Annotated in this window: 8 protein-coding genes; 7 read left to right on the top strand and 1 reads right to left on the bottom strand. The window is 54.9% G+C overall.

Features of this window, described 5'->3' with window-relative positions; translation table 11 throughout:
• The first annotated feature begins 1 nt into the window (after window position 1).
• The 7 genes from GNK13_RS09300 (at window position 2) to GNK13_RS09330 (ending at window position 12879) form a co-directional block, all read left to right on the top strand.
• Window positions 2-928, top strand: coding sequence for a DUF429 domain-containing protein (locus GNK13_RS09300; protein ID WP_164102235.1), 927 nt, complete (start codon window positions 2-4; stop codon window positions 926-928).
• 29 nt (window positions 929-957) lie between these two features.
• Window positions 958-5673 carry a BREX-1 system adenine-specific DNA-methyltransferase PglX gene (pglX, locus tag GNK13_RS09305; protein ID WP_164102236.1) on the top strand — a complete coding sequence of 1572 codons (4716 nt, stop codon included), beginning with the start codon at window positions 958-960 and terminating at the stop codon, window positions 5671-5673.
• A gap of 1 nt (window position 5674) precedes the next feature.
• Complete coding sequence (locus tag GNK13_RS09310) at window positions 5675-6385, top strand: hypothetical protein (RefSeq protein ID WP_164102237.1); 711 nt, start codon at window positions 5675-5677, stop codon at window positions 6383-6385.
• Window positions 6386-6430: 45 nt separating this feature from the next.
• A complete protein-coding gene (gene pglZ / locus GNK13_RS09315; RefSeq protein WP_164102238.1) occupies window positions 6431-9055 on the top strand; it encodes a BREX-1 system phosphatase PglZ type A in 2625 nt (874 codons plus the stop codon).
• The gene (gene brxL / locus GNK13_RS09320) at window positions 9045-11090 is read left to right on the top strand and encodes a protease Lon-related BREX system protein BrxL (protein WP_203328998.1); all 2046 of its coding nucleotides are present in this window, start codon (window positions 9045-9047) and stop codon (window positions 11088-11090) included. Before pglZ ends, brxL begins: the two co-directional genes overlap by 11 nt.
• Window positions 11091-11115: 25 nt before the next feature.
• Window positions 11116-11979 carry a CBASS oligonucleotide cyclase gene (locus tag GNK13_RS09325; protein ID WP_164102239.1) on the top strand — a complete coding sequence of 288 codons (864 nt, stop codon included), beginning with the start codon at window positions 11116-11118 and terminating at the stop codon, window positions 11977-11979.
• A gap of 156 nt (window positions 11980-12135) precedes the next feature.
• On the top strand, window positions 12136-12879 hold the full coding sequence (locus tag GNK13_RS09330) for a hypothetical protein (RefSeq protein WP_203545353.1): 744 nt from the start codon (window positions 12136-12138) through the stop codon (window positions 12877-12879).
• Window positions 12880-13674: 795 nt separating this feature from the next.
• On the opposite strand, the gene GNK13_RS09335 is transcribed toward GNK13_RS09330, so the two are convergent.
• The gene (locus GNK13_RS09335; protein WP_164102241.1) at window positions 13675-14277 is read right to left on the bottom strand and encodes a hypothetical protein; all 603 of its coding nucleotides are present in this window, start codon (window positions 14275-14277) and stop codon (window positions 13675-13677) included.
• Between the last annotated feature and the right edge of the window lie 983 nt (window positions 14278-15260).

Consider the following 15260-nt stretch of genomic DNA (forward strand, 5'->3'; position numbering starts at 1 on the left):
CGTGGAGTATTACATCGGCTGGGACGTTGGGACCTGGAAGTGCCGAAGCGGCAATAAAAAAAGCTGCGATGCCCTCGTGGTTATGGACGAGAGTGGAATCGTTGGGCATCACCGTGAAAACTTGAGCAAGTCGCTTGTCCTCACTCAGCAAAGCGAGCCCGAAACAAAAGCAAAAGCTTTGGTCGACTCCTGGTTCTCGCAATGTGGCCTGCCGAACCGCTTCCAGTCTTCGGACTCTTACTTTATCGCGATCGACACGCCTCTCGGTTGGCCAGCCGGATGTAAAGGCTTTCTTGACGGGAAGCTTCCAGATGAGTGGGAATTTTGCGGCGAACAGCCGGACATTGCCAACCCGCTCTTGTTTAGGAGAACCGAACGCAATCTCGATTCCGGCTTCTCCGTTGTCACCCACAGCATCGGAAACCAATCAACCAAAGGCATGGCGTTGATTAAAGCCCTGTGTGCGAAGGACGACACATGGGGCGTCTGGGAAAGTGAGAACATCACGTTGCTGGAAACCTATCCGACAGCGTGTCTTCGTTCTGCTGCTTTTGTGGAGTGGATGACTTCGCTCCCGTTGGAACGTGACATCAGGGAATGGTACAGGCCGGTCAACAAGGAGTTACGCAGGAGGGAAACCAAGCTCAAGAAGCAGGGTGACACCTTCGACGCTGCCGTCTGTGCCTGTCTTGCCAAAGCATTTTCCGACGGGTCGCCCGAACTGGTTTCACCGCCCGGTATCGGCAGTGACAACGAGAAAGCGGAAGGGTGGATTTTCTATCCTGCTGGCGACGACCTCATTCATAAATCTTTAGCAGAAAACCACTCTGCGATCACGAATTCCATGGCCGCCTCCACGTTTGGCGAAGCTGTGAAGGCATTTCAGGCATACGTCAGCCGCAACTCAAGCAAGAAGTCGCTGAATTAGGCACCGTCAGAGAAAATAGGCAGCACACTATGAACTGCAACATTCTTAAAAAATATGCTCCCCAGGCTCGACGTGAGTTCCTTCAGGCGGTCACCGACCGTGCGTCCTATTACGGCCTGACCAAGAAGAAAACGGAGCCCGTCACGGTCCAGGGGGATACTGCACTCATCGGTGGTCGGGCGTTTCCCAAGAAGGTCGCTGACCAACGGAAGCGGTTGGAGGAGCGGATCGCCCGGCGTGGCTTCGATCAGGTCATGGAGGCGGTCGCCTACACTTGGTTCAACCGGCTGGTCGCTATCCGATTCATGGAACTGCATGGCTACCTGGAGCACGGCTACCGCGTGCTGAGTCATCCGTCAGGCGGAGGCACGCCGGAAATTCTGGAACACGCCGACTCGGCGGATCTGCCGGGGCTCGATTCGCAGCAGGTCATCGACCTCAAGCTTGCCGGGGACAGGGACGCCGAACTTTACCGAACGCTACTGATCGCTCAGTGCAACGCTCTGCACTCGGCGATGCCGTTCCTGTTCGAGCGGATCGACGACGAGACGGAACTGCTGCTCCCCGACAACCTGCTGCATTCCGATTCGCTGATCCGCACGCTGGTCAGCGAAATTCCCGAAGAAGACTGGCGGGAAGTCGAGATCATCGGCTGGCTGTACCAGTTCTACATCTCGGAGAAGAAGGATCAGGTCATCGGCAAGGTGGTCAAGAGCGAGGACATCCCCGCCGCCACGCAGCTTTTCACGCCGAACTGGATCGTCAAGTATCTGGTGCAGAACAGCCTGGGCCGTCAGTGGGTGGCAACTTACCCGAACTCGCGGCTCAAGGGAGAGATGGAGTATTACATCGAACCTGCTGAGCAGACGCCGGAGGTCCAGGAACAACTCAAGGCGATCACGCCCGACAGCCTCGATCCCGAAGAACTCACGCTGCTCGATCCGGCCTGCGGTTCCGGTCACATTCTGGTGGAAGCCTACGACCTGCTGAAAGCGATCTACCAGGAGCGGGGCTATTCGAAGAAGGATATTCCCCGGCTGATCCTCACGAAGAACCTGTACGGCCTGGAGATCGACGACCGGGCCGCCCAGCTTGCGGCCTTCGCCCTGATGATGAAGGCCCGTGCTGACGACCGCCGCATCTTTACCCAGGGCATCCCGCCGCACGTCCTCTCGATCCAGGAAAGCAAGGGGCTGGATGTGAAGGAGATCACCGAAGCTCTTAACGCTCCGCTCGGCGGCAATGGTGCGAACGGCGACATTTCCCAGACGGACGTGGTTCACCTGATCGAACTATTCGAGCATGGGAAGACGCTGGGATCACTGATCCAGGTGCCGGAGAAGCTGGCAGAGAAGTTGCCTGCAATTGCTCAGCGAGTTGAAGATGTGATCGCACATGGCGGGATGTTAGAACAGCCGTCGGCAAGATCACTGAAGCCGCTTGTGGAGCAGGTTCGGCTGTTGGTATTGCGGTACAATGCGGTTGTGATGAACCCGCCGTATATGGGGGGCCGCAGCGGAATGAATTCGATTCTAAAAGACTACGTGGAGAATACCTTTCCGCTCGGCAAAGCTGATCTCTTCGGTGCATTCATCGAGCGAGGTTCCTGGTTCACGGGCACCACTGGGACCTTAGCGATGATCACAATGGAGTCCTGGATGTTCCTTCCATCGTTCAAGGAACTGCGGCCCTTTTTACTGGAGGCATTTGCTCCATCCTCAATGCTTCATCTTGGTCCCCGTGCCTTCGATACAATTTCTGGGGAAATCGTCCGCACGACGGCGTTTTCACTCCTCAAATCGACTGTTGGAAATATGAATGGGGTATATCGACGGTTGGTACGAGGCAAGAGTGAAGAGCAGAAAAGGCAGTTGCTGAAAGATGAATCGACGCTTTTCAGCTTCTTCGCAAGCGATTTTTGTCGGGTGCCGGAATCCCGCTGGGCCTACTGGCTCAGCAACGCTGTATTGGCCTGCTTCGACAAAGGGGAAGACCTTGAGTCAGTCGCCCCCGTGCGACAAGGATTTCAAACGGGCAACAACGATTATTTCATGAGGTACTGGCATGAAGTAGTGGCCGACAAATTGAAACTGGATGCCAAACGGAAGGAAGATGTTTTCGATTCAGGAAAGAAGTGGGTTCCTTACAACAAAGGTGGCGACTTCCGGAAGTGGTACGGCAATAACGAATACGTCGTTGCCTTCGACTTCGAACACTATGAGATGCTCCTAGTTTCTGGCAATTGTCTCCCGTCGAGGCATCTCTATTTTCAAGAATCCGTCACTTGGTCGGCGATGGGCGGGACGTTCGGAGCAAGGCTCAGCCCAGAAGGCTTTACATTCAGTGCGAAAGGAGCTTGTGCATTTCCAAACCAGCGTTCCGCTGCGTTTGTAATCGGCTTGCTCAATTCGAAGGTGTCATGGGCAATGTTCGAGTTCCTCGCTCCAACACTCGATTTCAACGTCGGATCAATTCGCCAGATTCCTCTAGTGTCGCTGGCCGCAACAACGGCAGCCGAAGTGGAAGCTGCGAGCAATGAACTCATAGAACTAGCACGGCAGGATTGGGATTCGCATGAGGAGTCTTGGGATTTCCGGGGACCATGCTTGCTCGCCCTTGGCGGACGTCTGGTGGAAGCGGCATTTGAGTCGTGGTCGCAGAGAGCCTCGCAAGCAATCCAGACATCGTGCGAACTTGAAACTAAAATAAACTCATTGCTCCTTGCAGCTTATGGCTTAGATACCGAAATGTCGCCTGAGGTACCTGAGGATCAAATCACCCTCTGCCGTCCGGATCAAGAACAAGACATTCAAAGGCTGATCTCCTACGCCATCGGGTGCATGATGGGGCGGTTCAGCCTCGATAAGCCGGGATTGATCTACGCCAACAGCAGCGGCGAAGGCTTCGATCCCAGTCAGTACCCGACGTTCCCCGCCGACAGTGATGGTATCATTCCGATCACCGAGTTCGAGTGGTTCGAGGACGACGCCGCCAACCGCCTGGAAGATTTCATTGCCACCGCTTGGCCGCACGACCACCTGGAAGAGAACCTGAAGTTCATCGCCGAAAGTATCGGCCAGAAGAAGAGTGAGTCGGCACGGGACGCCATTCGCCGTTACCTCTCCATTGGGTTCTACAAGCAACACCTGTCGCTCTACAAGAAGCGGCCCATCTACTGGCTCTTCTCCAGCGGCAAGGAACGGGCCTTCCAGTGCCTCGTCTATCTACACCGCTACAACGCAGGCACCCTTTCCCGAATGCGAACCGAATACGTCATCCCGCTCCAGGGCAAGGTTGAATCCCGCATCGACCAACTCGAACTCGACATCGAAGCTGCCTCCTCGACTTCACATCAGAAGAGGCTGGCCAAGGAACGAGACGCACTCGTTAAACACAGGGAAGAATTGCAATCCTTTGACGAGAAACTCCGGCACCATGCAGACAGACGTATTTCCCTCGAATTAGACGAAGGCGTCAAGAGCAATTACCGCAGGTTCGGGGACCTGCTGGCGGAAGTCAAGGCGGTCACAGGCTGTCCGCCTGAAGAGATCGAAGTCGTCGAGTCAAAAAAAAAAGGACATGAAGCAATGAGGATCAGGAATGTATCGGTGAAAAACTTCAAGTCCCTTGTTGACTTCGACATTGAACTCGCCCCCTTCACCTGTCTCATTGGCCTGAATGGTTCTGGAAAGACAAGCGTTCTGCAATTTCTAGATTTCCTTGCAGCACAAGCAAATGGGACGGTCACTGACTGGCTACAAGACCATCAGTGGGAGGCAAAAGACCTCAAGTCAAAGTTTTCCAGAAAGAACAATATCGAATTTGTGGTCACGCTTGCTGGCGAGGGTTCGGAAACGGAGGCTCGATGGGAGGGAACATTCAACCCCCAAACCCTGAATTGCACAAGCGAGACACTTACAATCGGTGGTTCAGCAATTGAGGTTCGTGGTGGTCGCTACAGTGTCACTTCAGAGAAGCAAGAGCGTAAGGAAGCCCGTGCTACTGACATTACATTCACGTACGAAGGGTCAATTCTTTCGGCCTTAAAGGAATCAGCACTACCTCCGGCGGTATCCGAGTGCAGAAAGGCTCTCCGGGGTATCAAATCTCTCGAACTGCTGTCGCCTGACGAGATGCGTCAGCGGACGAAGGGGGGGCGTACGTCAATCGGGCGGGGAGGTCGAGGACTATCTGCCGTCCTGCATGAAGTTGGCCCGACAACGAGGGAAAAAATTGCGGGACAATTGCAATCGATCTACAAGCAATTATCACGCATCGAATCACGCTCACTTCAGTCCGGACTTACCCAGCTAGAGATCACAGAGGCATTTGGCAACTCTGAAGTCAATATAGAAGCATTTCACATCAACGATGGGATACTGCGTCTGATTGCCATACTAGCTGAGTTGCAGGCGGAACGCCATGTTCTTCTCTTTGACGAGATAGAGAATGGCATCAATCCAGAGATCGTCGAATTTCTCGTCGATACACTCGTTGCGGCAGAACAGCAAATTGTGATTACCACGCACAACCCGATGGTCTTAAACTATCTGCATGACGATGTAGCTTTTCAAGGCGTGATGTATGTTTATCGCAATCGGTTGGGGCACTCGAAGGCAGTGCCGTTCTTTCGGATTCCATCCCTCCAAGAAAAGCTAACAATGATGGGACCGGGGGAGGTATTTATCGACACCGATCTTCCTGCCCTCCTCACCGAGATCGAAGAAAGTGTGGAGGGAAAGTGAAATGTTTTTTCTCTTTTCAGGCGAAGGTCCGACAGACCTTGGGGTCGAGCAAGCAAAAGCAAGAGTGTGCAACGCTCATCAATTCAGAATCGGCCCTCTCGCTGTGATGGTGGACCAGCTTGTGCAACGCCAATGCAAATACAGCGTGCTGCATGGTACTCATTTCGGCTACGTCCCGAAAAGTGTAGTTAAGGAACTGGAATCTGGACTGAGAAAGCCGCCGAAAAGCATGAGGCTCAGTGGAAAGAAACGGGCAAGAGAGACGCTGTATTTCTTCAGCGGTGCAAGAGTTTTAGCGGTAATCGCAAAAGAAGTTGTCGAGGAAACAGGTAAGGAAGTTGTCGTCATCTTCTTTAGAGACGCTGATAAGTCGTCGGCGGGTCGTGGTGGATTCTTGGATAAACGGAAGTCGATGGAAGCAGGGTTTGAATTAGAATCATTTGCCAAGGGTGTGCCCATGATTCCGGTGCCGACTTCAGAGGCGTGGTTAATATGTGCGTTGAGTAAAAGCAATCCTGCCAAATCACCTCCTTCAAAATATGCAGGTGTTAAGAAGTCGAAAGCATTGAAAATGGAGCTTGAGGAGTTGCTGGGGGAACATCCATCGGGTGAACGCCTGCGTGAGCTCGTCTCAAATCAGACAATTGATGTGGAGAAGATCGACATGGAATGCTTCATTCAATTCAGACGCCGGCTGGAAGAAGTGGTTTAGATTGGAGAGGCGGACGGAAGTGAGGCAAGTGAACTGGGAAAGCTGATGGACACCAAGCAACTCACCGACGCTCTGGAACGCCTCTTCGATGAGGAAGGGGAACGGATCGTCTTTTGGAATGACCCGGAGAAAGAATTCCTGAACTTTTTCGAGGGCCAACTCTTCTCGCCGCTGGCCAATGTCGAAGTGGTCCGCCTCGATCAAATCGGCGGACTGGAAGCCAAGCTCCGCATCGAACAGGAGCAGCCGAACACCCGCTTTCTGCTCTACTCGCCCGCTGAGGAGCCGGAGTTCGAGAAGGACTGGCTGCTGGATGTCCGCCTTTATAGCCGCAGTTTCCGGGCCGACCGAGCATCGATCATTCTTGACGAGTTAAAGCTGAACAATCAGCATCTTCGTGGCCACGTCGCCGATCGCCGCAAATTCTTCGACAACAAGGACCGGCTGGCGAAGCTCAAAGGGTTGACCACGCCCGATGACAATGAGGGCGACCTCGACCGCAAGATGCTGGCCGTGGTGACCAAGGCGGATCAGCCCGAACTCTTCAACATTATTCGCACGCTATTCCATGCGTTCACCGACGAGAGCGAACTCGACATCCGTCAGCCGCCCGCGGTGTGGGAGCAGATTGCGAAGTTCGAACTCGACAAGTCATTCTGGCAGATGGTGAAGGTCGCCTTCGGATATGAGGAAGAGACGCCGAGTCTGGGTAATTTCCTGACCAGGCTGCTGGTCACGGACTATGCACAGCATCTCAAATCCGAGTTGCCGGGGTCGCTCCTGCACCTGCAACTTCCCGCAACCGGTCGAGCCAACACCGTTGTCTGCCTAGCTCAGTGGCGGGACAGCAGTAGTCGAGCTGCTAGCTACGATCTGCTTTCGGAACAGGTCGCCGCCTCCATCCACTTGAGCGAGCACCTCCACGACTTGGAAATCGACGCCCTCATCGACGCAATGACCTTTCTGGATGTCGAAAAGGCGATCTGCCGGGGTCTTCGCGATCGGGTCGAGTCGACACCCGACACAATCAACGTCGATGACGTTCAGGAGATCGCTGGCCGCCGCAGTAATGGACATTGGGTCTCGCCCAGCGTGCAGGGAGCCCCGCATATTTTCCGCAAGGCACTCCGGGCTGTATATGAGGCTCTCGTGGCGGCGGCGGATTTCTTCAATTTGAGAAATCAGCACCAGGACGGGTTTGAGTTCGACACTGCCTCGGCCATGTACCGGGCGTACGAACAAGACCTGTTCCGATTCGATCAGCTCTACCGCCACTTCTGCGAAGCCGCGGATACAGCCGAGGCCCACAGCTTCGACGTGCTGAAGAACCTGCGTGAGCAGGTCGAAGCTGCCTACGTCAACTGGTATATCACCCAGATGTCCCTCGCCTGGGGCAAGTTCGTCGATCGGGATCTCCTGTCCAGTTGGAAGATTGCCGAAGTGCCCAACCAGCAGCAGTTCTTCGCTCGGCACGTTCAGCCCCGGCTGAAGGAATCCGATAAGCGGAAGGCGTTCGTCATCATCAGTGACGCCTTTCGCTACGAGGCTGCCGAAGAGCTGGCTCGCCAACTGAATGGGCAGTATCGGTTCGAGGCGGAGCTTTCGTCGCAACTTGGCGTGCTTCCTTCCTACACGCGGCTGGGCATGGCTAGCTTGCTGCCGCACAAGTCGCTCTCCTACAACGCCAAAGGGGACGTGCTGTGCGACGGCAGGCCGACCATGTCGTCCGACCAGCGGAGCGAGATCCTGGCACCGCTGGAGGGAATCGTCGTAAAAGCGGATACGCTGCTGGGGATGAAAAAGAGAGAAGGTCGCGAGTTGGTTGGAGGGCACCGTGTCGTCTACGCCTACCACGACCGTATCGATTCCACCGGCGACGACCGCAAGAGCGAAGGTGAGACGTTCGAAGCGGTGCGGAGGACCATTGGGGAGTTGTGCGATTTGGTCCGGCACGCAATCAATAGCCTGAACTTCAACTATGTCGTCGTCACGGCGGATCACGGCTTCCTGTTCACCGAAACGCCGCCGGGCGAGACCGACAAGAGCAAGCTTTCCGACACGCCGCCTGGCACCGTGGTCGCGAAGAAGCGATACCTGATCGGACACAACCTCGGGAACTCCGAAGAGGCTTGGCACGGAGATACCAAGACCACTGCCGGTGCCGATGGCGGAATGGAGTTCTGGGTTCCAAAGGGAGCTAACCGCTTCCACTTCATGGGCGGGGCCCGATTTATCCACGGCGGAGCGATGCCACAGGAGATCTGCGTACCGGTGCTGACGGTGCGACACCGCAAAGACGAAAAAACGCGGGAGCGGACCAAGGAAAAGACCGTCACGGTCCACCTGCTGGGGACGAAGCACCGGATTACGACCCCTCGCCATCGCTTCGAGTTCATTCAGATGGAGCCAGTTAGCGAGCGAGTAAAATCGGCCACATACAAAGTGGCCGTTTACGAAGCCAACGAACCTGTCACGAACATCGAAAAGATCTCCTTCGACAGCACTTCGGACAACATGGAAGACCGCAAGCGATCGGTGACGCTGGTGCTTCAGGACCGGAAATACGACAAAAAGACGAAATACCGTCTCGTTCTGCGGGATGCCGACACTGACATCGAACGGCAGAGCGTGGACATAATCATCGACAGGGCATTCACAGATGACTTCTGAATCCACCATCGACTCTAGCCTCGATAGCCTGCTGAACGAACATTTCGCCGGGAAGGTCGTTCGCAAAGACCTCACGAAGCTGGTAAAGGAAGGGGCGAATGTTCCCGTCTACGTATTGGAATACCTTCTTGGCTCGTATTGTGCCTCCGACGACGAGGAGACAATCCAGGATGGCTTGAAGACAGTCAAGAAGATCCTTTCGGAGAACTATGTCCGACCCGACGAGGCCGAGAAGGTGAAGTCGCTGATCCGGGAGCGGGGCAGCTACAAGGTAATCGACAAGGTGACCGTCCGCTTGAATGAGAAGCGGGACGTATACGAGGCCCTGTTGTCGAATCTCGGTGTGAAAGGAGCCGAAATCCCGACTGGGACGGTCAAGAAGTTCGAAAAGCTGCTCGCTGGCGGCATCTGGTCCATCATCACGATGGAGTACTTCTTTGAGGAAAACCAGAAGGGGTCGCCGTTCATCGTCAGCGAACTAAAGCCGATCCAGATGCCGGGCTTGGACATGGAGGAGCTGTTCGAGGCACGGCGGCAATTCACTGAGGAACAATGGATCGACGTGCTCCTGCGGTCCTGCGGATACGAGCCGACGCAGTTCCCGGAGCGGGTGAAGTGGCACATTCTCTGCCGGATGGTCCCACTGGTCGAAAACAACTTCAATGTCTGCGAGCTGGGCCCCCGAGGTACCGGCAAGAGCCACATCTACAAAGAGATCAGCCCCAACAGCATTCTGGTTTCGGGCGGCCAGACGACAGTTGCCAACCTGTTCTACAATCTCGCAAGCCGCACCGTCGGCCTTGTCGGCATGTGGGATACGGTAGCCTTCGACGAAGTGGCGGGGATCTCCTTCAAAGACAACGACGGCGTCCAGATTATGAAGGACTACATGGCCAGCGGGTCGTTCGCCCGTGGCCGTGACTCGATCGCCGCTTCAGCCTCAATGGTCTTCGTCGGCAACATCAACCAGTCGGTCGACACCCTGGTAAAGACGAGCCATTTACTGGCTCCGTTTCCCGACGCGATGATCGATTCCGCGTTCTTCGACCGCTTCCATGCCTATATTCCAGGATGGGAGATTCCGAAGATGCGGCCTGAGTTCTTCACGAACCAGTACGGCCTGATCGTGGACTACCTGGCCGAATGGATGCGGGAGATGCGGAAGCGGACCTTTGGAGACGCCATCGACAAGTACTTCAAGCTCGGTCGCGACTTGAACCAGCGGGACACAATCGCCGTCAAGCACACCGTCTCCGGCCTCCTAAAGCTGCTCTACCCGCACGAGGACTACCCCAAAGAAGCCGTAGCCCGCTGTCTGGAGTACGCCCTGGAGACTCGCCGCCGCGTGAAGGAGCAGCTCAAGAAGATCGGCGGGATGGAGTTCTACGATGTTCACTTTAGTTTCATCGACCAGGAGACGCGGGAGGAAAAGTTCATCAGCGTCCCGGAGCAGGGCGGTGGCGGCCTGATTCCCGAGGGGCCACTCAGTCCCGGCGTCCTCCACACGATCGCCACCGGGAGCAATGGCCACCTCGGCCTGTATCGCCTGGAGACACAAGTCACGGGGGGCAACGGCAAACCAACTCTCTCTGGTCTCGGTTCGAATTCCCAGGCGAAAGAGGCGATTAAAGTCGGATTCGACTTTTTCAAGGCCAATGCCTCCCGCGTAAGTGCATCAATCAAAGCCGGTGAACACGACTACCACATCCATATCATCGAGCTTCACAATACCGGGCCGACCACTGCGATGACGCTCGCCGCCTTTGTCGCTCTTTGCTCCGGCGTCCTGGGCAAGCCGCTCCAGTCGCAACTGGTAATCCTGGGGAGCATGAGCCTCGGCGGCAACATAATCCCAGTCGAAAACTTAGCCGAATCGCTCCAGGTCGCCTTTGACTCCGGAGCCAAGCGGGTCCTGCTCCCCATGGCAAGCGTCACGGACATTCCCACCGTCCCCGGAGAGCTATTCGCCAAGTTCCAAATCAGCTTCTACTCCGATCCCACCGACGCGACGTTCAAAGCGTTAGGGGCGGAGTGAGATCCGCAGTCAGAGGGAGCCATTCATGGCGACAACCATCAACCAAGGTTTCCAAATCCTGAGACAGAATCTTGAGATCACCGATCTTCAAGCGGGAACGGTATCAACACGACACACAAACGTTCGGGCGGCGGTCGAAGACGAAATGACCGTTCTTGAAACCTTTCTTACCGGCTCCTACAAGCGAAGCACCATGATCGCTCCCCTGAAGGATGCCGACATTGACGTGTTCGTTGTCCTTGATCCCTCGTATTACAAGCCTGACGGGCAGGCATCTCTACTCGACAAAGTGAAGCGGGTGTTGAAGAAAGAGTACCCCAAGTCTCCTCGGATCAGCCGCAACGGCCAAGCCGTGACGATCACTTTTACTGATTTTCAAGTCGATGTCGTGCCTGGATTTCGACGACAAGGGGGAGGGTTTCTGATCCCTGACTCGATCAAGGGCCGGTGGATTGGTACTAATCCAAGAAAGCACGTTGAGATTTGGAGCGTACACAACAAGACCCACAACGGCAGCCTTGTTCCGGTTTTGAAAATGCTCAAGGGCTGGAACGTCAAGCATAGCAGCACATTCCGCTCCTTCCACCTTGAGGTCACGGCTCTAAACGTGTTTCAGGGGGTAAATATCCATACCTATCCATCAGGCGTGCGGCACTTCTTTGACAAGGCCAGAAACCAGTATAGCTTTCAATATGATCCTGCCGGTTACGGAGGCAACGTCGCTGACTACCTCGACAGCCAAGCGAAACGAGATGCCGTCAAGCAGCGTTTGCAGGCCGCATACGAGAAGGCGATCAAAGCAGAGCAGTTCGCCAGGGACGGATATATCGAGTCAGCCTTCAAGCAGTGGCAGATAATCTTTGGCAGCTATTTCCCGGCTTACGGGTGATCTATGAATGCGAACGGCGAGCCACAGACTACAGCATCAGCCTCCCATTACGGTCCACGATCCATCTCTCGGCACCTTTACGACAATGCAAAAAGGTGGCACGGCTTCGCCTCATGCCTCACGTTTGCTGGATTTCTTGCCGGAGCATTGGCCGTGGTGGGTCTGGCACCCAGCAAACCAATCCCGTTTGTGGTGGCTGCTTTGGCGGTCGCCGGAGAAGCTGCCTCATATTTCGCTCGCTCTCGGTATTCAAATGCGGAATGGCTGCAACGAAAACTGGACATGCTCGACTCGCTTGGTTGGGAAGTTACTGCCAAAGAGTGGACGGACTTTCTAGCTCGGTGCCCGAAAAGCGTGAAAGGCAAAAGCAGAACGGACCCCGCAGGCGGTGCGTTCTTCGCATCGCAAGACTCCCCAGGGGCTCGCAAAGCGTTTCAGAATATGTTGGAATCAGCGTGGTGGAGCAAGCACCTATGCGAACGAATGTACCAGTTATACTTCTTTTTGCTTGGCGTGGCCATTTTGGGGTCTATCGCTGCTCTCATTGTTTCACTTGAAGTCGCTCCAATTCGAGATGAAGCGGGCAGGGTAAATCGTGACGCATTGTCTGCCGTGGCTAACGCCGTAACGTCAGTGTTGATGCTCGTCATCTCGCTCCGGCTAGCAGAAGCGGCACTTGGGTTCCTCCAGTTCTCAAGAGAGGCTGAACGCTGCGAAGATGAGGCCGAAGCTGCTCTTGCAGCACAGTCGGAGGATACAATCAAGGCCGCAAAGTTGTGGCATGAGTACCAGTTAGAACGTGCAATTGCTCCAGTTCTTCCAACATGGATTTGGAAAATGCGGCGTGACGAACTAAATGATCTTTGGCGTACCCATCGCCAGAACCAAAAATTGGAATGAGGCAGCTCTTCAATAAACTGAGGGCGAAAACGACCATTTGCGACTGCCGGGCTACTTAATTAGCTAGAACCGGCCGACCGTCGCAGTGCCTTAGCCCCGGAGTCAACAAGCGGAATGACGACGGGAGAGATTGGCACATTGCGTAGCAGGGGCAAACACGAAAGATCAGCCTGACGGGAAAGGCTGTCCAAGATTTAAAGAGAAGGGAGTGGAAGTCCTCCAGGTGGGTAAACGCCTCGATCACGGGGAACTGGCTGCGTACCGGATAATTTGAGGTACGCAGCCAATTCCTCATGGTTCCCCTTCCAGTAGCTACTCCCCGATCCTGCAGCAGCCGGTGGTGTCAAATCTCTTCCGCTACCTAGCTGCTTATGTCCTCGGGTGCTCCAGCAATGCTGAGCTTCGCCCCTCCGTTTGGCTGGTGTTCGAGACTCCACCGCTGAACATCTTTGGTTGCATTCCACCAATGTAGTGACCTCTCCTCGCTGTCAAAATGGACAATCGTCTCCATTCGACATTCCTGGCCATCAATGAAGAGTGGAATCATACACCGGAGAGCATGCCCAATCGAAGAGCCAATCGGGACACCGATACTCTCACAGAGCCGCTCGGGTAGCGGCTCCGCGGAATTGGTGAGAGCCGTCTGGTAGTGCGGGAGCGTGAGCAGCGGCTGGTCATCGTCGAGCCACCGAAAAAAATCGTGTTGAATCTCCTCTGTGGTCATCAGCATCTTGCTTCCTCTCTCGTTGAAGTCGTTCCCGCAAACGCGAAGCCGCGTATTCTGTCCTCTGGCCATCAGAATCCCACCTCCGCCCAGTTCACCGAACCTAAGTCCGCTCGAGGAAGACGAGGGCTACACATCTCCTGAGCGAGAGCTACGAGCGAGGCAAGATCAGTTGAATCGGACTCCGTCCAGTCCTGCAGCCAATCAGTCAAGCAACCTGTAAGCAGCAAGGATATGTTAGCCCCAATTTCAAGGGCGACCATTGCCATGTCGACGAGAGCCTGTATCAGGTGGCATTGGTCCTCATCATCAAGGCATTGCAACGCGTTTGGATCAAGGGCCTCTGACCGGAGCACATCGCCTATTGCTGCTCCCATGTATTCCGAATGGTGTTCAGCCAGATGAGCCCAAGTAACGCGATTGAGCAGCCGCTCCTCCACCGACTGCCACCCCTTTGCTCCGGGGAGGACACCATCCGTCAAATCGAGCACCTGGAGTCGCACATCTGCCAGCACCGCCTGGACCAACCCGCGTAGCTGCTCCATTTGCTGACTCCCGAGCTGCCTCACAAGCCAACACTCTTCATTTATCTGGCCCTCTTCCTGCTCGGGAGCGAGAAAAACGAGACGCCATTGCCAGCGTTTTGCAACTTCTGACCTCATGCTTCGCTGCATTGACCTACCTTCCATGTTCATTGCTTGCCATCCTTGGTCGAGTGTGATGAATATTACATCCAACATTATAAGTCGGCGACTCATGCACTGCAAGGTTCCGAAAGTACTGTTTTGCAGATTGCTTGCAATCTAAGTTGAAGACCGGCGATGCCCTGCAAGCCAATTCCGACTGGTGAATCATCAGAAGAACCGCCAGACATCCATCGATCTATTCGCTCGCTGTCCGCGAACGCGGCAGTTGCTTCACTGGATACCGTGCTCCGGTACCCTCAACAGTACGGAAACACCCTCCGTGTACCAGCATGCCCGCTGTGCCAGTGTCAGCGAAACCCGTTGACCCGCCAGGCCTGAAACATCACAAGTACCGCTTGTAGCTCGACTTCCGCGTCCGTGCTGGATATGCGAGCGGATCTAATCGACTCGCCCACCAAAGTCCTATCTTATCTCCATGCTTCCGGGTCGCCGCCACGGCAACCCAACTTTTTGGCAGAAAATATGAAGCCGCTCCGCCGTGCTCCTCAATGTCAACGTCTGCGTGTTTTAGCCAACTGCATTTGCAATAGAGATTCTGCGTCGCCCCAGCCTCCAAAACGCCAGGTCAACGCTAATTTCCGATGACTCGCAATCAGGCGAATGATCAGCAGGCCCCTGGGAGGCTCTCTGTGCGACGATTGAGCCGCCGTAGCAATTACCGCTACATCCAAAACGAAGTAGGTCTACGAGGCCGCCAGAGGCCTTGTCGGCGTTGCAAGCATTAGACGCCGGGCGAGATAAGCGAACTGGATCGTGAAGGCACTGCACACCACCTTTGTATCAAAAACTTTTAACACTGCTAGTTTGCTGCGAAATTCACCTCCCGACCTGTTGCTTTCCTATTTTTCGCTTGCTTGCCTGTTCTGGTTGTATTTGTTGATTCTTCGGTTATTAACCCTTCCTTCCAGGCCGCACTTCCACTAATTCGCTAACCTCTTGTGTTTCTAGCA

The organism is Candidatus Laterigemmans baculatus (genome assembly GCF_010367455.1).
Classification (GTDB): domain Bacteria; phylum Planctomycetota; class Planctomycetia; order Pirellulales; family Pirellulaceae; genus Laterigemmans; species Laterigemmans baculatus.

Bases quoted from the DNA above. Each gene is read 5' to 3' on its own strand.
- GNK13_RS09310 (WP_164102237.1), top strand. From the start codon at position 5,675: ATGTTTTTTCTCTTTTCAGGCGAAGGTCCGACAGACCTTGGGGTCGAG.
- GNK13_RS09325 (WP_164102239.1), top strand. From the start codon at position 11,116: ATGGCGACAACCATCAACCAAGGTTTCCAAATCCTGAGACAGAATCTT.
- brxL (WP_203328998.1), top strand. From the start codon at position 9,045: ATGACTTCTGAATCCACCATCGACTCTAGCCTCGATAGCCTGCTGAAC.
- pglZ (WP_164102238.1), top strand. From the start codon at position 6,431: ATGGACACCAAGCAACTCACCGACGCTCTGGAACGCCTCTTCGATGAG.
- GNK13_RS09335 (WP_164102241.1), bottom strand. From the start codon at position 14,277: ATGCAGCGAAGCATGAGGTCAGAAGTTGCAAAACGCTGGCAATGGCGT.
- pglX (WP_164102236.1), top strand. From the start codon at position 958: ATGAACTGCAACATTCTTAAAAAATATGCTCCCCAGGCTCGACGTGAG.